This window comes from Bdellovibrio bacteriovorus (assembly GCF_001592735.1).
Lineage (GTDB): Bacteria > Bdellovibrionota > Bdellovibrionia > Bdellovibrionales > Bdellovibrionaceae > Bdellovibrio > Bdellovibrio bacteriovorus_D.
In genome coordinates this window covers 1,344,551-1,363,582 of record NZ_LUKE01000001.1, presented here as the reverse complement: position 1 = coordinate 1,363,582, position 19,032 = coordinate 1,344,551, and the positions used below count along the sequence as shown (strand labels likewise).

Annotated in this window: 21 protein-coding genes; 18 read left to right on the top strand and 3 right to left on the bottom strand. The window is 44.2% G+C overall.

What is annotated here, in order from left to right; all coding sequences use genetic code 11:
- Positions 1-91 precede the first annotated feature (91 nt).
- Positions 92-1,516, bottom strand: a complete 1,425-nt coding sequence (dnaA, locus tag AZI86_RS06625; protein ID WP_301335745.1) for a chromosomal replication initiator protein DnaA — start codon at positions 1,514-1,516, stop codon at positions 92-94.
- A 180-nt stretch (positions 1,517-1,696) separates the two neighbouring features.
- Between dnaA and rpmH the strand changes: the two genes are divergently transcribed.
- The 8 genes from rpmH (at position 1,697) to rsmG (ending at position 8,806) form a co-directional block, all read left to right on the top strand.
- The gene (rpmH, locus tag AZI86_RS06620; protein WP_011166211.1) at positions 1,697-1,846 is read left to right on the top strand and encodes a 50S ribosomal protein L34; all 150 of its coding nucleotides are present in this window, start codon (positions 1,697-1,699) and stop codon (positions 1,844-1,846) included.
- Complete coding sequence (gene rnpA, locus AZI86_RS06615) at positions 1,836-2,195, top strand: ribonuclease P protein component (protein ID WP_061834292.1); 360 nt, start codon at positions 1,836-1,838, stop codon at positions 2,193-2,195. The genes rpmH and rnpA overlap by 11 nt, the downstream gene beginning before the upstream one ends.
- Complete coding sequence (gene yidD, locus AZI86_RS19500) at positions 2,164-2,433, top strand: membrane protein insertion efficiency factor YidD (protein WP_061834291.1); 270 nt, start codon at positions 2,164-2,166, stop codon at positions 2,431-2,433. Before rnpA ends, yidD begins: the two co-directional genes overlap by 32 nt.
- On the top strand, positions 2,417-4,060 hold the full coding sequence (gene yidC, locus AZI86_RS06605) for a membrane protein insertase YidC (RefSeq protein WP_061834290.1): 1,644 nt from the start codon (positions 2,417-2,419) through the stop codon (positions 4,058-4,060). Before yidD ends, yidC begins: the two co-directional genes overlap by 17 nt.
- A 114-nt stretch (positions 4,061-4,174) precedes the next feature.
- Positions 4,175-4,741: a protein jag gene (locus AZI86_RS06600; RefSeq protein WP_061834289.1), complete on the top strand. Its 567-nt coding sequence runs from the start codon at positions 4,175-4,177 to the stop codon at positions 4,739-4,741.
- Between the two features lie 53 nt (positions 4,742-4,794).
- Positions 4,795-6,225, top strand: coding sequence for a tRNA uridine-5-carboxymethylaminomethyl(34) synthesis GTPase MnmE (mnmE, locus tag AZI86_RS06595; RefSeq protein WP_061834288.1), 1,431 nt, complete (start codon positions 4,795-4,797; stop codon positions 6,223-6,225).
- 36 nt (positions 6,226-6,261) lie between these two features.
- Positions 6,262-8,190: a tRNA uridine-5-carboxymethylaminomethyl(34) synthesis enzyme MnmG gene (gene mnmG / locus AZI86_RS06590; protein ID WP_061834287.1), complete on the top strand. Its 1,929-nt coding sequence runs from the start codon at positions 6,262-6,264 to the stop codon at positions 8,188-8,190.
- Positions 8,141-8,806 carry a 16S rRNA (guanine(527)-N(7))-methyltransferase RsmG gene (rsmG, locus tag AZI86_RS06585; protein WP_061834286.1) on the top strand — a complete coding sequence of 222 codons (666 nt, stop codon included), beginning with the start codon at positions 8,141-8,143 and terminating at the stop codon, positions 8,804-8,806. The genes mnmG and rsmG overlap by 50 nt, the downstream gene beginning before the upstream one ends.
- Before the next feature lie 20 nt (positions 8,807-8,826).
- Here rsmG and AZI86_RS06580 read toward each other — a convergent pair whose 3' ends face one another.
- A complete protein-coding gene (locus AZI86_RS06580) occupies positions 8,827-9,360 on the bottom strand; it encodes a hypothetical protein (RefSeq protein ID WP_253715804.1) in 534 nt (177 codons plus the stop codon).
- Positions 9,361-9,480: 120 nt separating this feature from the next.
- Between AZI86_RS06580 and AZI86_RS06575 the strand changes: the two genes are divergently transcribed.
- The 10 genes from AZI86_RS06575 to atpC all read left to right on the top strand — a co-directional run bounded on the left by AZI86_RS06575 (position 9,481) and on the right by atpC (position 17,643).
- A complete protein-coding gene (locus tag AZI86_RS06575) occupies positions 9,481-10,293 on the top strand; it encodes a ParA family protein (RefSeq protein ID WP_061834285.1) in 813 nt (270 codons plus the stop codon).
- A 14-nt stretch (positions 10,294-10,307) separates the two neighbouring features.
- Complete coding sequence (locus AZI86_RS06570) at positions 10,308-11,330, top strand: ParB/RepB/Spo0J family partition protein (protein WP_061834284.1); 1,023 nt, start codon at positions 10,308-10,310, stop codon at positions 11,328-11,330.
- Entirely contained in the window at positions 11,321-11,686 is a 366-nt protein-coding gene (locus AZI86_RS06565) for a bactofilin family protein (protein WP_061834283.1), read from the top strand. The genes AZI86_RS06570 and AZI86_RS06565 overlap by 10 nt, the downstream gene beginning before the upstream one ends.
- A gap of 123 nt (positions 11,687-11,809) precedes the next feature.
- Complete coding sequence (locus tag AZI86_RS06560; RefSeq protein ID WP_061834282.1) at positions 11,810-12,241, top strand: ATP synthase F0 subunit B; 432 nt, start codon at positions 11,810-11,812, stop codon at positions 12,239-12,241.
- Between the two features lie 11 nt (positions 12,242-12,252).
- Positions 12,253-12,807 carry an ATP synthase F0 subunit B gene (locus tag AZI86_RS06555; protein WP_061834281.1) on the top strand — a complete coding sequence of 185 codons (555 nt, stop codon included), beginning with the start codon at positions 12,253-12,255 and terminating at the stop codon, positions 12,805-12,807.
- Between the two features lie 3 nt (positions 12,808-12,810).
- On the top strand, positions 12,811-13,359 hold the full coding sequence (gene atpH / locus AZI86_RS06550; protein ID WP_061834280.1) for an ATP synthase F1 subunit delta: 549 nt from the start codon (positions 12,811-12,813) through the stop codon (positions 13,357-13,359).
- Positions 13,360-13,361: 2 nt separating this feature from the next.
- Complete coding sequence (atpA, locus tag AZI86_RS06545; protein WP_061834279.1) at positions 13,362-14,885, top strand: F0F1 ATP synthase subunit alpha; 1,524 nt, start codon at positions 13,362-13,364, stop codon at positions 14,883-14,885.
- Positions 14,886-14,896: 11 nt separating this feature from the next.
- Complete coding sequence (gene atpG / locus AZI86_RS06540; RefSeq protein ID WP_061834278.1) at positions 14,897-15,784, top strand: ATP synthase F1 subunit gamma; 888 nt, start codon at positions 14,897-14,899, stop codon at positions 15,782-15,784.
- 12 nt (positions 15,785-15,796) lie between these two features.
- Positions 15,797-17,203, top strand: a complete 1,407-nt coding sequence (gene atpD / locus AZI86_RS06535; RefSeq protein WP_061834277.1) for a F0F1 ATP synthase subunit beta — start codon at positions 15,797-15,799, stop codon at positions 17,201-17,203.
- A 23-nt stretch (positions 17,204-17,226) separates the two neighbouring features.
- A complete protein-coding gene (atpC, locus tag AZI86_RS06530; protein WP_061834276.1) occupies positions 17,227-17,643 on the top strand; it encodes an ATP synthase F1 subunit epsilon in 417 nt (138 codons plus the stop codon).
- A 52-nt stretch (positions 17,644-17,695) separates the two neighbouring features.
- Here atpC and AZI86_RS06525 read toward each other — a convergent pair whose 3' ends face one another.
- Positions 17,696-18,814 carry a hypothetical protein gene (locus AZI86_RS06525; RefSeq protein WP_157684649.1) on the bottom strand — a complete coding sequence of 373 codons (1,119 nt, stop codon included), beginning with the start codon at positions 18,812-18,814 and terminating at the stop codon, positions 17,696-17,698.
- Positions 18,815-19,032: the final 218 nt, after the last annotated feature.

Here is a 19,032-nt window from a genome sequence, read left to right as displayed (position 1 = left end):
CAAACTCGAGGGAAGAAAGCTGTTTTTGGGGGTAACTTCAATCCACAATTTTTCCCAGAAACTCTTCCACAACTCTTTCCACACTCCACATTCACACCCCTGTGATATTGTGGATCCTCTGCTCTAAATCCTCGATATCTTTTGAAATATCTTGGTCAGCAGATTGTAGATTCTTAACTCGATCCAGCGCGTTCATCACGGTGGTGTGATCTTTTCCGCCAAAAGCTTTACCGATATCCACCAAGGATTTGTCCAAAAACTTTTTAATCAGATACATCGCAATTTGACGTGGAACGACAATGGGTTTGGCACGAGTTGATGATTTTAAGTCCGGAACGCGCACTTTATAATGGTCCGCGACAAGCTTTTGAATCTCCTCAACTGAAATTGTGCTTTGAGTTTCATGATGCGAAAGAATGCGCTTCACAAGCTCTGCATCGATTGGCAAGCCTTGAAGTTCAGAGAACATCTTCACTTTCTTCAAATTGCCTTCGAGCTCTCTGATAGAACGTTTAGAGATGCGTCCGATATAGTTCACGACATCTTCGGGCATACGGACATTAAATTTTTCAGCTTTATATCTTAAAATCGCGATACGGGTTTCTAAATCCGGCATCGTGATATCGGCAATCAATCCACGTTCTAAACGAGTGCGCGAACGATCTTCGAGTCCGTGGATATCTTTCGGCATACGGTCGCTGGCTAAGATAACTTGCTTACGACTGTCGATAAAGCTGTTGATAGTATGGAAAAATTCTTCCTGAACAGCTTCACCACGGGCGATAAACTGCACGTCATCCACCAATAAGATGTCTGAATTTTCGCGGTATTTCTGACGGAATTTATCCATTTCATGGCGTCGGATCGCCGAAATACACTCATTCATAAAGCGCTCGGCCGAAATGTAGGTGATTCTAAGATGCTGATATTGCTCGCGAATATAGTTCCCAGCGGCATGTAAAAGATGGGTTTTACCCATTCCTACGGGTCCATATATATAGAGAGGATTATAATCATCAGCGCCAGGATTGCGGGCTACATTATAAGAGGCCGCATGGGCAAATTCGGAATTTTTACCTACGACGAAGGTTCCAAACGTCAGCTCTTGGTTGAGCGTGTCGGGGCCCGACTTAGGTTGAGTAATCTGGATATTCTGAGTACGTGCTAATTGAGCCTGAAGGATTTCAGTTCCCCCCACAGCCTCTTCCTGGGCGACAGAGCTATCAATATGAGTATTTACTTTGCTTCCCGTAATACTAAACTCGACCTCAAAGGGTCTTCCATAAGTATCTGAAATTTCTAAATAAATCTTATCTTGGAGGTTCTCAATAACAAAATATTGGTGAAGGGCATTGGGGACCCCAAGTATCAATTTGGGACGTTCCGTGCTGCCACTGGTATTCACATACTCAATAGGATCAAGCCAGGTATCCAATAACTTATTGTTATCGTTCCGGCTCTTCATTTTCGATTTAATCAATGTCCAAAACGACGAGTTCAACTCCACAAAGACCATCCCCTCAAAACCTGGAGCGGTCTTAACAAGGGGAGCTGAAGTTTTCAACAGTTGACCTTCGTGCCGCAACGTGCTTTATTAGTGCCCCACGTATCTAGTTTAATACAGCTCGGTGGAATACATATATAGATGTAATTGACGTCATATAGCGTCGTAATTTTTTGTTTCGGGGAGAATATCATGAAACGTACATACCAACCTTCTAATAAACGTCGTAAAACTACTCACGGTTTCCGTGCTCGTATGGCTACTAAAGCGGGTCAAGAAGTTCTAAATCGTCGTCGCGCTAAAGGTAGAAAGCGTCTGACAGTTTCTACTGGTGGAAAATAGTTCTCCGCAAATAATAAAGCGAAGTTCTGAATTTCTCTCTTTAAAACAAACGGGAAAAAGATATTGGCCCACGCAATGGTTGCTTCTTAATTATAAGAAGAACAGCGAGGGTCAGTTGCGTTTCGGAGTTACAGCAAGCCGCAAAGTCGGTCCCGCTGTTGTTCGCAACAAATTAAAACGTTGGTGTCGAGAGTATTTCAGGGCTTTTCTTGTGGCAGGGAAAACTATTGAAGCCGACATTAACATTATTTTTAAACCTATGGACCAGAACTTCTACAAAGGTCTTCGTTACGAAGAATTTGTTAAGGGGATGGATCGTGGTTTGGAAAGCCTTCGAAAACATCTTTAGAGGGCTTTTGTTAGTTCTTATAAGTGCGTATCGCACTATCGGAACCACACATCTTGGTGGTTCTTGTCGCTTCGAACCAAGTTGTTCTGCTTATGCTGTGGAAGCAATTAACACTCATCATGCACATAAAGCTTTGTGGTTAATCACAAAAAGAGTTTGTAAATGTCGTCCGGGTGGTCCTTATGGATACGACCCCGTACCCCCTCAAGGAGGAATGAACGATGCAACAAAAGAATGACAAAAATCCTTCTTTTTTAGAGCCGAAAACACTTATCGCCGTTGCCGCAGTTGCGATTGTCTATTTCGGGTGGAATACGTACCTACAAAAAAAATATCCTGACTACGGCAAAAATACCCCGGCACAATCGCAAGTCGCGACCTCACCAACACCAGGCTCTTCATCAGCAGAACTTGCTGAAGGAAAAGTGACTAAGCCTGTCGATGGCAAATCCGAAGTAGTCACCCAAAACACAGAACAAACATTCCAATTTTCTAACGACAAAGTTTCTTTCGCACTGACTAGTCATGGGATGGGCCTAAAAAACTACACAATCAACAACTATCAAGATAAAGAAAAAAATAATATTCGCCTTGGGGTTTCGGAAAACACGGCTCTTTTTGAAATGCGTTGGGCGGGGGATGATAAGGCTTTAAACTTTAACATCACTGAACAATCTCCGGGTCATTATCTTGGTAAAGCGCAAGTTGGATCAACAACGATCACCCGCGAACTTAAATTCAATACGGAAAACTCTTCTTTCACTAACACCATTACGGTGGAAAACCCAGGTGACGAATTTAAAAAGGGTTTTACTCTTTTAATTCCGGAAGCAGTTCACGCTAAAGGGTCTTCTTCATTCTTTTTTCCTTCTTACGAACACCAAGATTTCTTCGTTGTTCATAATGGCGGAAAGCATGAAACCATCAACTTTAATAATGCTAAAGAAGACGTAAATAAGAGTCTTTCAACAGCAAGTGTGTTGTCGGTAAGCTCACAATACTTTGCAGCGGCGATCTTGGATAAATCTGAAATCTTGCCGGAAGTAAAAGTTACTTCATCCGTGGTTAATCATTCAGGCCTTGCAGAATTAACTTATAAACCAGTTAATCTGACTCCTGAAATGAAGTTCAACGAGATCTTTTATGCAGGCCCTAAATCAATTGATGCGCTAAATGCTGTGGATCCCGCGATGGCGGATATTATTGATTTTGGTTTCTTTAGCTTTATCGCTAAACCACTTCTTTACGTGATGAAAGCTTCTCACGCTGTTGTTGGAAACTGGGGCTTTGCGATCATCATTCTGACCCTTTTAGTTCGGTTGTGCGTACTTCCTTTTAACATCATGTCTTTCAAATCAATGAAAGCGATGCAAAAGGTTCAGCCGATCATCGCTAATTTGCGTGAAAAATATAAAGACGATCCAATGCGTTTAAACACTGAAATGATGGCGGTGATGAAACAAAACGGCGCGAACCCCATTGGTGGTTGCTTACCGATGTTGCTGCAGATTCCCGTTTTCTTCGCTCTTTATCGCGTTATCGGGTCAAGCATTGAACTTTACAGTTCACCTTTTGTGTTGTGGATCCATGACTTAAGTGCTCATGATCCATTCTATGTTTTGCCAGTATTGATGGCAGTTTTCATGTTTGTTCAACAAAAGATCACGCCGACAACAATGGATCCTACTCAAGCTAAGATTATGCTGTTCTTGCCGGTGGTATTCTCGTTATTTATGTTGCAGTTACCTGCGGGCCTTACACTTTACATGGTTGTAAGCACGCTCTTCGGGATCATTCAACAGTATATCATGATGCGCGATAGGACACCGGCTTCAGCTGCGGTTATCAACGTCGCGAAAAAATAATACGCCTACGCCGAGGCTTCGGCTGGCAAGCCCACCAAGTTCTGGGCGATTTGGACTTGTCCGCTGGAGCTTTAGCGATAGTGGATTAAATTTGATTTATAACTAGGAGGTAAAATGGGTTTCTTTAGTAAGCTTTTCGGGGGGAAAAGCAAGGGTGCCAACAGTGAAGTTGAAGCACTTGTTCAAAAAACCTTAGAGGGAATCATTGAAAAAGCACAGTTTGAATTGACCTTTGAGTTGAACACCGAAAAAGAAGAAGACGGTGGCTCAACTTTGGCAGTTGAATTTAACGGCGCTGATGAAGACATCTTGAAAGATAAAAAAGGACAAATGTTGGATGCATTTCAACTGTTCCTTAAACGCGTTGTTCAACACAACTTCCCTGAAGATAAAACGAACATCACCGTGGACTGTGGTGGTTACCGTGATGAATCTGCAAATGCTTTAATTGAGCGTGCAGAAAACCTAAAAGCGATCTGTATTGAGCAAGGTAAATCCGTTTATTACCGCGCCCTTCCTCCAAAAGATCGTAAAGTTGTTCACCAATACTTAGCCAAAGACCCACGTGTTAAAAGCCGCTCTTTGGGTGATGGTCTGTACAAAAAAATCAAAATCTACCCAGCTAAGGGTGGGCAAGCACAAGGCAATGGGGCCGAAGACGCTCACGCGGGTAACGATTAGTGTTTAAAGGCTAGCGGTGCATATCGCTAGCCGCACTAAAAGGGAGTAACCAAATGTTTCGTGGAGATCGTGATAACGACACAATATGTGCGGTCTCTACCCCTCACGGAGTGGGTGGAATCTCAGTCATCCGCATTAGCGGTCCAAAGACTTTATCAATCGTAAAAAAAATCTGCGCATTTTTGCCTGAACATCCTGAGTCTCATAAATCTTATTTCGGTCTTCTTAAAGACGTCGAAACAGGTTTAGAGATTGATGAGGTTCTTGCAGCCTATTTCCAACACGGCCGCTCTTTCACGGGTGAAGAAGTTATTGAAATTTCTTGTCACGGAAGCCCGGTCATCTGCCAAAGTATTTTAACTCAACTGGTGGGTTTAGGCGCACGCCCTGCAGATCGTGGTGAGTTCACTTATCGGGCATTCATGAATGGAAAAATGGATCTGGTTCAAGCTGAAAGCGTGCTTTCACTTATCGAAGCGCAAAGTCAGCAGGCAGCAAAACTCGCTTTGCGTCAGCTTAAAGGTTCGGTTTCTAAAAAACTAGAAGACATCGAAAATGATATGACCTGGATTTTAGCTCACGCTGAAGCCGGCATTGATTTTTCAACCGAAGACATTCGAGTGGTTGATCAAACGGTGACCTTGCAAAAATTGGCGGTCATTGAAAAGTCTCTGCAAGAATTAGTTGCTACTTTCCGCGTCGGCAGAATTCTGAAAGACGGTTTCCGCATTGTTTTAACTGGTCTTCCTAATGTGGGGAAATCCAGCCTTTTAAATGTGTTTTTAGAAGATGAACGCGCCATCGTGACAGATATCCCCGGAACCACCAGGGACGTTATTCACGGGGATACAAGCTTTAAAGGTGTTAAGTTCACCTTCTTGGATACAGCGGGTTTGCGTGAATCGGTTTCTGATTTGGTTGAAAAAATCGGGATTCAAAAATCTAAAGAAGCCACGGGCGAGTCAGATTTCGTATTCTTTGTTTATGACTCTGAAAAAGGACTGAGCCAGGAAGAGATCAAGATTCTGAACGGTTTAGACCCTCAAAGAACCTACATTTTAGCTAATAAAATCGACCGAATTTCATCTGTTTTAAGCCCTAAAACGGTACTTAAAGACCTTGATAACAGCGAATTTTTACAAAAAATCGGGGACCTGGAAGGCTTCCTGAAAAGAAGGGTGTTCTTTGTCAGCGCCCTTGATAAAAAGATCCGCTCTCAAGTCCTTGAAGAATTGGTCGCTGAATTTGCCGATTTGCAGTTAGAAAACACAGTGTTGATCTCTAACTCTCGACATCTTGAAAACCTGACGCGAGCACTTGAGAACACCCGAAGAACCGAGGCGTTAGTAAAGCAGGGCTTGGGCGAAGAATTTATTGCTTTGGAGCTTAAAGAGGCTTTGATCGCAATTCATGAAACTTTGGGTAAACGATTTGATGATCAAATCATGGATCGCGTGTTTAAAGAATTCTGTATTGGAAAATAGTCGGCGAAATAAGCCGGCAAATAGGGCTTAGTAGTTATGAATAACAAAAGATTTGATGTGATCGTGGTTGGTGCCGGACATGCAGGGGTTGAAGCTTGCTTGGCGACTTCGCGTTTAGGCTTACAAACGTTGATGATCACTTCAAACATTTCCCGCATCGCTTACATGAGCTGCAATCCTTCTATCGGTGGCTTAGCAAAAGGCCACATGGTTCGTGAGCTTGATGTGCTTGGCGGACAAATGGGTTTGGCGGCGGATGAAACGTGCATCCAGTACAAACGCCTTAACTCCTCAAAAGGTCCCGCCGTTCGCGGAACTCGTGTGCAAAATGATAAGCATCTTTATTCGGCCTTCCAAACCGCGGTTTTAAAGAATCAACCCAACTTAGATTTGCTGGAAGGCGAAGTAAAGCGCCTGATTTTAGAAAAAGATTTATGCGTAGGCGTGGTTTTGCAAGATGGATCCGAAATTTTCGCAAAATCCGTGATCATCACCACGGGCACCTTCATGAATGGAGTGATGCATATCGGTCTTCGCCAAGAGGCTGGCGGCCGCGTCGGCGACTTGCCTTCCATTGGTTTATCTGATCAGTTGGCGCAATTCGGTTTTGAAGTGAAACGTTTAAAAACCGGAACTCCCGCGAGACTTCTAAAAGACAGCATTGATTGGTCAAAAACTATTGCCCAAGGCGGGGACGAAAAGGTTTATCCTTTTAGCTATCGTTCTTCGACCAAATTAAAGCTCCCACAAATTCTTTGCTATCTGACTCGCACGACGGAAAAAACCCATGAAATTATCCGTGAGAACCTAGATAAATCCCCTATGTTTTGTGGGATTATTGAAGGCGTTGGGCCACGTTATTGTCCTTCGATCGAAGATAAAATCACTCGTTTTGCGGATAAAACCAGCCATCAAACCTTCTTAGAACCTGAAGGTCTTTCAACCGACCTTATTTACCTTCAAGGTATTTCGACAAGTTTACCGGAAGAAGTTCAGGATGAGTTTTTAAAGACCATCCCTGGATTAGAAAACGTGAAAGTCGCGCGCTATGGTTATGCGGTTGAGTATGACTATATAGAGCCAACTCAAATCTGGCACCGCCTTGAAACAAGAACGATTCGCCAACTTTTCTTGGCGGGACAAATCAACGGAACTTCTGGTTATGAAGAAGCGGCTGTTCAAGGTTTTGTTGCGGGCGTAAACGCCGCCCACAGTATTTTGGGAAAAGAAGAATTTATTTTGGAGCGTGATGAAGCGTACATCGGAGTTCTTATTGATGATCTTGTGACGAAGGGAACGCGCGAACCTTATCGCATGTTCACTTCACGCGCAGAACACCGCTTGGTTTTGCGAGAAGACAATACTATCGATCGCTTAGGCGCAAAAGCCGCTCAACTGGGTATTGTTTCTTCACAGTCATTGGAGATCTTAGAAACTCTTCAAGAAAAGCGCCGGGAATTACACACAAAACTTCGTACAGAAAAGGTGTATCCGACCAAAGATGTTCAGGAAATCTTGGCGTCCTTTCCGACCCCTGAACTTACAAAGTCGTTAACATTCGAAGAGTTGCTGCGTCGTCCAGAGGTTTCTTGTTCTCATCTTGAGAAATTGAATTTTACTGTGGATGAAGATCCAAACGTGAGTGAACCTGTTGAAATTGAGGTAAAATATTCGGGTTACGTAAAAAGACAGCTCGAGCTTATTAATCAGTCTAAAAAAATGGAAGAAATGCTTCTTCCTGAGACTCTTGTGTATGCAGACATTCGTGGACTGTCTAACGAAGAGAAAGATAAGCTGCAGCGCATCAAGCCACGCACCTTAGGTCAAGCTCAAAGAATCAGTGGTGTTAATCCTTCGGCAATTCAAGCTATAATGATCTATCTAAAAGGTCACAAAACGACCAAGGAGATCGAGCTTGAAGGAAAACCAAGAGCAGGACGCACCGACGGTATTCTGGCGAATTGATGAGTGGTTCCCGGATCTAAGTCCTGAGATCAAGACTAGCCTTAAGACCTACCATGAAGAGCTGATTAAATATAATCGGACGACGAATCTTATTTCCGCCAAAACTGTTTTCGTGGCGGATGCTCTTCACTTTGCGGATTCTATCTTAGCGTCTCGGGTTATTATGTCGACCCAAAAGGGTATCAAAAAGATTTTTGATTTTGGCAGTGGTCCCGGGTTCCCAGGAGCTATCTTTGCACTTTTATTTCCCCAAGTAGAGGTCGTGCTGGTCGAGGCTGATCAAAAGAAGTGTGAGTTTTTAAATAACATCGTTTCTGTTTTAAAATTGAAGAATGCGACGGTGGAGTGCAAGACGATTGAATCCTTGCCGGAAAACTCGGTCGAGCACGCGATGGCTCGCGGACTTTCCAATATTTCCCGCACAATCATGACGGCTAGAAAGTCGATGGTTAAAGGCGGGTCTTTTTATCATCTTAAGGGAGAAGAGTGGGGTATCGAGGTTGGAGAAATTCCAACTCAGCTTTGCTCCATCTGGTCGCCCTCACTTATTGGAGAATATAAACTTCCAGTAGGTGCAATCAAATTTTCCGTCGTTAAAACTGAAAAAATCGCTTAGATGTTCCACGTGGAACATCTTTAGTGATGTCCGCCGCCTTCCGCCTTCTTTTCTCCACCTTCAGCAGCCCCATGTCCTCCGGCCGCCGGTTTTGCTCCCGGCGCGAGAGCTTTTACCCGTGCGTTTGCATCCCAGGTCATCTTACCTGCGCGGAGCTTATTGGCGGCTTCATATGAAGAGAATTCGTTTGGATTTGGCCACTCTTCGCCCTTTTGAAAAGCCAACATGTAAGAAGTTTTAGCTTCCTTTTTGCGACTTTCAATTTTTAGCTCCAGATATCTCACTTCTTGGCCGAGTTTCTGAATCTTTGCCTGAGATTCATAAATACGTTTCTGCGCATACTTAATTTGGCCTGTTTGAGGAACTACGTCTTTTAACGCCTGCTCGTGACCTTCAAGCGCCTTCTTTTCAGCTTCGAGGGCTTGCTTTGTACTGCCGAGCCTAGAATTCAAATCATTGTAAATGGGATCTTTAAGCTCCGGATTTGGATCGGGCTTATTACAGCTAACAATGGCTGCGCACAAGAATAGAAGTGTGATTATTCTAAAAAGCATAGTGTTCCACGTGGAACATCGGCATATTTTTGAAAAATCATAAGATGTGGCGCGAAAAACTAGTCTTTATTCTTGCTAGTTATCCAAAAAAGGAAGAATTTTAAATCTCAAGGAGGAAATATGGCTAAAACTATCTGTATAGCTAATCAAAAGGGTGGCGTAGGCAAGACAACGACGTCTGTAAACCTCTCATCAGCCTTAGCAACGATGGGTAAGCGCGTACTCTTGATCGACATGGATCCTCAAGGGAATGCATCAAGCGGTTTGGGTATCAAAAGATATGAAAGCCAAGATGCGAATAGCTACCACGTACTCATCGGCGAAAAAACACTGACTGAAGCTATTCAAAATACTTCAAACGGCAATTTGAAAATATCTACGGCCAATCCTGACCTGGTAGGTGCAGAGATTGAACTTGTTGATATGCCGCAGCGTGAATACCGTCTTAAGCAAGCCATTGCGACGGTGGCTGATCAATTTGATTTCGTGATCATTGATTGCCCTCCATCTTTAGGATTGATTACTCTGAACGCCTTAAATGCGGCGGACTCTTTTTTGGTTCCTCTTCAATGTGAATACTATGCGCTTGAAGGGCTTAGTCAGCTGTTGAATACAGCGGGTTTGATTAAGAAGAACTTAAATCCTCAATTACATATTGAGGGCATCGTCTTAACGATGTTTGATGCTCGTAATAATTTAAGCCATCAGGTGGTAACTGAAATTAAAAACCACTTTGGTGACAAAGTATTTAACGCCATTATTCCACGCAATGTTCGCCTTAGCGAAGCACCATCACACGGACAATCCATCTTTGAATATGACAGCAAATCGATTGGTGCTCAGCGATATCTTGAACTTGCAAAGGAAGTTGTTGCTCGTGCACAAGGAAAAGTCTCTGTTGAGGCCCCTTCGCTAGCAGAACAAATGGCCTAAGAAAGGTGATTTAAATGTCTGATACTGCTGTCGAATCATCAAACAAAAAAAAGGGACTGGGTCGTGGACTTGGTTCCTTGCTTGGTGGACCTGCTAATGAAACCGTTGCCCCTCCCGCATCAACGGTTCCAAAAACCATGAACCCTCCGGCTGGTGCAACTGCGGCTTCCGCGGCAATGCCAGCCCCAGCCCCAACTCCTGCTCCAGTTGCAGCCCCTCCCGTGGATCCTGAAAGCAAGATTTGGAAAGTAGCCATTGATAAACTTTCACCAGGCGAATATCAGCCTCGTCGTCACTTTGAAAAAGAGCCTCTTCAAGAGTTAGCTCAATCGATCAAAGAAAACGGAATTCTTCAGCCGATCGTAGCGCGCAGAAGAAAAGATGGAAAATTAGAAATCGTGGCCGGAGAGCGTCGCTGGAGAGCGGCTCAGCTTGCGGCTTTACATGAAGTTCCAGTTATCCTTAAGAATTACGATGACAAGCAAGCGCTTGAATTGGCGATTGTTGAGAACATTCAACGTGAAGATTTAAATCCGATCGAAGAAGCAGAAGGTTACTCGCGCCTTATTTCTGAATTTAAATTGTCTCAGCAGCAAGTGGCAGAAAAAGTGGGGCGTGATCGTGCCACCGTAGCAAATGCCGTGCGCTTATTGTCTTTGCCTGAGGAAATCAAAAGCCTGATTTCAGGAAATGAATTGTCCGTGGGTCATGCGAAAGTGTTATTGGCACTTCCAGATTCAAAAAAACAGATTGAATTCGCTAAGAAAGTCATCAACGAAAAAATTGCAGTTCGTAAGCTTGAAAAAATGGTGCAGGCTGTCGTTAAGGGAGCTGATGATAAAGAAGAAGAAGTAAGCGAGCTTGGTTCTAATGTAACTCAACGTTTGATTTCTGGATTAAGCGAAGAGCTACAAAAGATGCTGGGGACGAAGGTGAACATTGATTATTCCAACTCAAAAGGTAAAATCAGTATTCACTTCTATTCTGATGATGAATTAACGAACTTAGTAGACAGGCTGAAAGAGGGATGGCAATAGCGAACGCAAACTTACTTCAAGACGATCTTCTTTCTGGTCATGTCACGGCGATATTGGATCAAGGCACTCATTTCGAGGGAAAGCTCAGCTTTGAGGGCACGGTTCAAATTGGTGGCGACTTTAAAGGCGAAATCTTTACTAAAGATACGATCGTTATTAACGAAGGCGCGTCTGTTACGGCTCAAATCGAAGCCGATACCATTATAATAAGTGGCCGGGTTGAGGGGAATCTCTTTGCCCGCCGCCGAGTTATTATGCACCCACCCGCAATCTTTAAGGGCACGGTCACGTCACCCAGCTTGAGAATTGATGAGGGCGTGGTCTTTGAGGGTGCTTCTTATATGCCTAAGTCATAGGCTATTTTAAAGTGGTCCCAATTTGGGGTCATTCCTGAACATTATCAATTAGAAATACGGCTTGACCCCTTATGGGCTACCGGGTAAATCCGAAGCTCAAAAACTAGTAGGGATTTCAGCTAAATGGACATATTTAATCAACTTGGTATCAATACCACAGCCGCGTTCCAGTTCGTGTTTTTTTGTGTCGCTTTGATCTTTTTGTCGAAAGTAGTTTTCGGCCCATATGCGCATGCATTGGAAGAACGTCAAAGAAGAACTAAAGGGGGCGAAGACCTTGCTTTAGAGTTCCAAAATAAAGCCGTCGAACTTAATTCAACTTATGAGACCAAAATGCGTGAACTGAATGGCGAGATTAAAGCCATCGTTGATTCGGCAAAAACTCAAGCCAATAAAGAATACGAAGCGGCGGTATCTGCTGTTCGTAGTGAATCTGAAAAAGCTGTTCAAAGCAATCGCACGCAGCTGATGTCGGCAGTACAAAGCGCGGCTCAAGATCTGAAAAATCAAACAACGGCCGTGGCCCTAGCGATCACAAATAAACTGTTGAAGTAAGAGAGCAGACTATGAAGTTACTTTTGAACACATTGATTCTTTTGTCTCCAGCCCTAGCACTTGCGGCGGGTGGTGGTCATGGCCACAACGAAGGAGTTCCTACGGTTGTCATGTACCAAGCGATCAACGTAGTAATCCTAGTTGCGGGTTTGATCTATTTCACTAAAGACAGCATCGTGACTTTCTTTAAAGATCGTAAGGCGCAATATCTTGAAGCGGCTCAAAAATCTGCTTTTGCTCGCGAGCAAGCAGAGCGTGAGTTTGTAGATATCAAAAATAAATTGGCTCAGTTAGATGCAACTCGCGCCGAGTCCCTTAATAAAGCTCAAGCACACGCTAACGATTTGAAAAAACAAATCTTGGACGAGGCCCAAGCGGTTAGTAAGCGCATTAAAGAAGACGCGCAGTTAACTATGAAGCTTGAAGTCGAGCGCGCTCAGCGCGATTTGCGTCAACAACTTTTGAAAGATTCAGTTGAAGCCGCTCGTACAGTTTTGACGAAAGACTTAAGTGGCGCTGATCAGCAAAAACTTCAAAAAGATTTCATCAATCACGTCGGAGTGTAGATAATGGTTACTAGTGAAGTTTCTAAAAGATACGCAAAAGCACTCTTGGCTGCAACCAAGCAAAAAGGCGCTCACGCGAAAGCCTTTGCAGAGCTTAAAGCCGTAGTTGAGGGCTTTAACGGCGATGCGACTGTAAAAAGCTATTTCGAAAACCCCATGGTCAACTCTGAACAAAAAGTAGCAGCGGTTAAGTCAGCCCTTGCTGGCAAAGGTTTAAGCGAAGAGGTCTTAAGCGCCATCGTTCTTATGGCGGAAAAAAATCGTCTTTCAGCTTTGAATGACGTTGTTCACTCTTTCCAAGATCTTATGGATATTGAAGAGGGTGTTACTCGCGGCGTGGTTCGTTCGGCGCAGGCTTTGAATGACGACGCTAAAAAAGATATCGAACAAAAAATTAATAAAGTTTTAAACAAGAAGATCGTGTTGACCTACGAACAAGATCCTAAGCTTTTGGGCGGCATTGTTGCTCAAGTGGGTGGTTGGACTTTTGACGATAGCCTTGATGCGCACTTGAAAAAATTGAATGAAGAATTAAACAGGAGAGCCAACTAACAATGGAAACACAAATTCGTGCTGATGAAATCAGTCGTGTTCTCAAAGAACAAATCAATCAATACAACAAAAAGATTGAAGTAAGCGAAACAGGAAGCGTTCTTTCTGTAGGTGACGGGGTTGCCCGCATTTACGGTCTTGAAAACGTTATGACCGGTGAACTAGTTGAGTTCCCTGGCGAAGTTTTCGGTATGGTTCTTAACTTAGAAGAAGGCCACGTTGGTGCGGTTATCTTCGGTGAAGACCGTAACATTAAAGAAGGCGATACAGTTAAGCGTACAAAAAGAATCGTTTCCGTTCCAGTGGGCGAAGCTCTTCTTGGTCGTGTTGTTGACGCTCTTGGGAACCCCATCGACGGTCGTGGCGCAATCAACACACCTCACAGCCGCGTCGTTGAATTGAAAGCTCCGGGTATCGTTTATCGTCATCCAGTTGAAGAACCTCTTCAAACGGGTATCAAAGCTATCGATGCGCTTGTACCAATCGGTCGTGGCCAACGTGAGTTGATCATTGGTGACCGTCAAACTGGTAAAACAGCGATCGCGGTTGACACTATCATCAACCAAAAAGGTCAAAACGTTCAGTGCTTCTACGTAGCTATCGGTCAAAAACAATCGACTGTTGCTCTAGTGGTTGAAAAATTGCGTGCTGCAGGTGCTCTTGAGTACACAACTGTTATCGCTGCGAACTCATCGGACCCAGCTCCACTACAATATTTGGCTGCATACTCTGGAACCGCGATGGCGGAATACTTCCGCGATACAGGTCGCCACGCAGTTATCGTATACGATGACTTGACGAAACAAGCTCAAGCTTACCGCCAAGTGTCTCTACTTCTTCGTCGTCCTCCGGGACGTGAAGCGTACCCAGGCGACGTATTCTATCTTCACAGCCGTTTGTTAGAGCGTGCATCTAAATTGTCAGCTGATAAAGGCGGCGGTTCATTGACTGCATTGCCAATCATCGAGACTCAAGCAGGTGACATCTCTGCTTACATCCCTACAAACGTTATCTCGATCACTGACGGTCAGATCTTCCTTGAGTCAGACCTATTCTACAAAGGTATCCGTCCGGCGATCTCTGTAGGTAAATCTGTATCACGCGTAGGTGGTGCGGCTCAGATTAAAGCGATGAAACAAGTTGCGGGTTCTATGAAACTTGAGCTTGCGCAGTTCCGTGCGATGGAAGCATTCGCGGCGTTTGCGTCTGACTTGGATGCAGCGACTCAACAACAATTGGCGCGTGGTCGTCGTTTGGTTGAAGTTCTAAAACAAGGTCAATATTCACCAGTAAAAGTTGAAGAACAAATTGCGATGATTTTCGCAGCCTCTAACGGCTTTGTTGATGCTTACCCAGAAACAGACGTTAAACGTTACGAAAAGGAACTGATGGATTTCTTGCGTTCTAAACACGCAGACGTCATCAAAACTATTAGCGAGAAAAAAGCTATTTCTGACGACACTAAGAAGGCATTGATGGCCGCTCTTAATGAGTTCAAAGCTATTTTTCAACCTACTAAAAAGTAATCGGTGCTTAAATGGCAAGTTTGAAGGATATCCGGGCTCAGATTGAGTCCACTAAAAACACCCAGCAGATCACGAAAGCGATGAAGCTCGTGTCTGCGGCGAAGTTAAGAAGGGCGCAAAATAACATCGTTAATATGCGTCCTTACGCTTTAACTTTGCGTAAGGTGATTGCGGATATCGCTGTTACAAACAAAGTCTCTAATCCGTTGATGGAAGCTAAAGAACAAGTAAAGAAGGTTTTGCTTGTTGTAATTAGCTCTGACCGCGGTTTGTGCGGAGCCTTTAACAGCAATATCAACAAGTTCGCCGAGAACTATTATAACGAGAACAAAACGAAACTTGAGAAGATCGATTTTATTTTCGTGGGCCGCAAGGTTCATGACTATTTCGCTCGCCGCGGGATCAAACCAATCGATTACATCACGAAGCTAGATAAGGATATTTCTTATGAACTAGCTTCAAAGGTGGCGAACCGAGTTATGAATGACTATCTTGAAGGTAGTTATGACGAAGTTCGTATCGTGTATAACGAATTTAAGTCTGCAATTTCCCAACAAGTTGTCTGTGAAACAATCTTGCCTATCGATATGGGTTTGAGCGCTTTCAATGCAGATCAAACTGACAAAGCGGGAAATTTCTCTGTAGATATGATTTTCGAACCAGCTCCAGAGCAAATCATCAAAGAATTGCTTGAGAAACATTTCGACCTTCAAGTTTACAGAACTATGTCAGAGTCTGTTGCCGGTGAACATGGTGCTCGTATGAGCGCGATGGAAAACGCGACAAACAATGCGCGAGACATGATCAACAAGCTCACGCTGACATACAATAAGTTGAGACAAGAAAAAATTACTACAGAATTGATTGAAATCGTATCTGGCGCGGAAGCGCTGAAATAGGGGAGCTGAATAATGGCATTCGGTAAAGTAAAACAAGTAATGGGTCCGGTTGTGGACGTAGAGTTTGAAGGCGGAGAACTTCCAGCAATCAACTCAGCACTTCGTGTAACAAATAAATTCGTATCTGACGCTGAAATGAACCTAGTTCTTGAAGTAGCACAGCACTTAGGTGACGGTGTGGTTCGTACTATCGCGATGGACCAAACTGAAGGTTTAGTTCGTGGCGAAAAAGTAAAAGCAATGAACGAAATGATCACAGCCCCAGTAGGCCGTGAAGCATTGGGACGTATCATCAACGTTATCGGTGAACCGATTGACGAAATGGGCCCAGTAAACGCCAAAGAAAAATGGGGCATCCACAGAACAGCTCCAAAATTCGAAGATCAAGCCACTTCAGCAGCAATGTTGATGACCGGTATCAAGGTCGTTGATCTTCTTGCCCCTTACGCAAAAGGTGGAAAGATCGGTTTGTTCGGTGGTGCGGGCGTTGGTAAAACAGTTCTAATCCAAGAACTTATCCGTAATATCGCAACTGAGCACGGTGGTTTCTCTGTATTTGCCGGCGTGGGTGAGCGTACTCGTGAGGGTAATGACTTGTGGCAAGAGATGAAACAATCAGGCGTATTGGCAAAAACAGCTCTGGTTTTCGGTCAAATGAATGAACCTCCTGGAGCACGTGCGCGTGTTGCTTTGACGGGTTTGACTGTTGCGGAATACTTCCGTGACGTTGAAAACCAAGACGTTCTTTTCTTCGTAGATAACATCTTCCGCTTTACTCAAGCGGGTGCAGAGGTGTCGGCACTATTGGGTCGTATCCCTTCAGCCGTTGGTTACCAACCGACTCTTTCAACTGAAATGGGTACTTTGCAAGAGCGTATCACATCGACTAAAAAAGGTTCGATCACTTCGGTTCAAGCCGTCTACGTACCAGCCGATGACTACACGGATCCAGCTCCGGCAACGACATTTACTCACTTAGATGCAACGACGAATCTTGACCGTGATATCGCGGCTATGGCGATCTTCCCGGCGGTTCATCCGTTGACTTCAACTTCACGTCTTCTTGACCCACAAGTTATCGGTGAAGAGCATTACAAATGTGCTCGTGACGTTCAGGCGTTGTTACAACGTTACCGTGAACTTCAAGATATCATCGCGATCTTGGGTATGGACGAGTTGTCTGAAGAAGATAAACTGGTTGTATCTCGTTCTCGTAAAGTTCAACGTTTCTTGTCTCAGCCGTTCTTCGTTGCTGAGCAGTTCACGGGTCTTCAAGGTAAATACGTAGACATCAAAGACACTGTTCGTGGTTTCCGCGAAATCCTTGATGGTAAACACGACTCTCTTCCAGAGCAGGCGTTCTATCTAGTTGGAACTATTGAAGACGTTGTAGAGAAAGCGAAGAAGTTGCAAGCGTAAGCTTGCAACTCTAAGGAGCTTACATGTTTAAACTAACTATCGTGACACCGGAAAAACGTATCCTGGTCGGCCAAGAGGTCGAAGAGGTTACTGTTCCCGCGTTTAAGGGAGAGCTTAATATTCTTCCTGGTCACGCCCCATTGATCACCACTCTGGAAACAGGCGTGATGAAATGGAAAATCAAAGGGAAAGAGTTGCAACAACTTGCAGTTATCAGCTGGGGTTATTGCCAAGTCAGTCCTGAAGGCGTGAACATCTTAGCGAACATCGCTGAGTTGCCAGAAGAAATCGACCTTGAAATGACCAAAACTCAATTGGCGGAGTCTGAGAAAAAAGTGATGAACGAACTTATCACTGATGAAGACTGGGCAGAATTTCAACGTGAATGGGCGCACGCCCGCGCGAAGATCGATGTTGCCAGCATGGCGCCACGCAAATAAAAAAAGCCCTCGAGAGAGGGCTTTTTCTTTTTCAAAGCTATAAAAATCTAAATTATCTTTTTGGACGACTTACCGGAACCGGAATATTCATTCCGGTAGGTAAATTATATTGCTGAGCTTGCACCGTGGTTGCGGTGGCAGCCGGAGTCGTTTGTGTTTGTTGACCTTGCTGATCTTGCTGAATTACGGATTCAACCGTCTCAACGGCTTGCTCTTGCGCGGCGCTCGGGTTTTCGGCCTGTGGGGCGGCCTCTTCGGTCGTTACAGGTGCAGTTTCTACCGCTGGAACGTCCTCGGCCGAACGTGGATTCATCATTGGAACAGGGCCGACGTCAGGCAGATCATAGTCTTTGTTTTCGTCAATTTGCTGCTCGTTAGACTCTTCAACCGCATCATCATCATCGTCATGATCGTGATCTAAGATAGAATCCGGGTCTTCACACGACACATTTAAAGCCTCTGGATTTCTGAAAAGTTTGTTTTTGAAATACGCGTAAGAATCTGGGCAATGTTTTGCCAAGAAGTCTGGGTGAACGACATAGGCTTCGAAGACTTCGGCAAATTCTTCGTTCAAACTTTTTCCGCAATAAGTAGTGATCATGCACTTTTTGCCGCGCATGTGTTGACGATACTCATTATAGTTTTGATTGCCGTTAGCATGACCGAATCTGTGACCCAATTCATGCATCATACGACCCGTAAGTTGCCCCTTTGGTGACCCGCGAGGACGTTTTACGGTAACGAAACCTACGCGAGATAAGCCAGAATTCCAAGGACCAGAAGCTTCTTTCCATTGATAGTCATATTGATAATCATTTGGAATTGGCTTCCCTAAAAGTCTTTCGACTTGCGCGATGCCTTTAGCTAAGGCCGCGATTTCAAGGGCAGAGGCTCTTTCAGTTTGGATTCCGTTTCGAGATAAAATAGCTTTTGCCGGCTCAACTAGGCCGGGTAAACATTTTCCGTATCCAAATACGGGATTCTGATAAAGGGCGAAGACCCCGGCAGGGGTTGTTTTGTTACGGCGCTGAAGTGCGCGTTTCTTTGTAGGATTTTTCTTGGTTCGAACAACACGTTTTGTGTTTGTCGCTTTACGAACTGTGCGGCGAGCAGCCTCGGATTCTTCCGTGTGGAAAGTTAAACCTGCTGAAAACAAAAGGGAAAATACCATGAAGCATTTTGAAAACCATTTTGCTTTTGCTTTAATTGATTGTGGTTGTTGTCTTAACACCGTTTACCGCCTCAGCATTGTTGTTCCAAAGGAGGTAATGCAAAATTAGGCCCATCCAAAGTCGTCTCAAAATGAGAAAAAGGGCAGTGAAATGGAGCATATTCGTTTATAAAAGTTAAACATGCTGAAAGTTCGGGCTTTTGAGTTTTAAAGTGCCG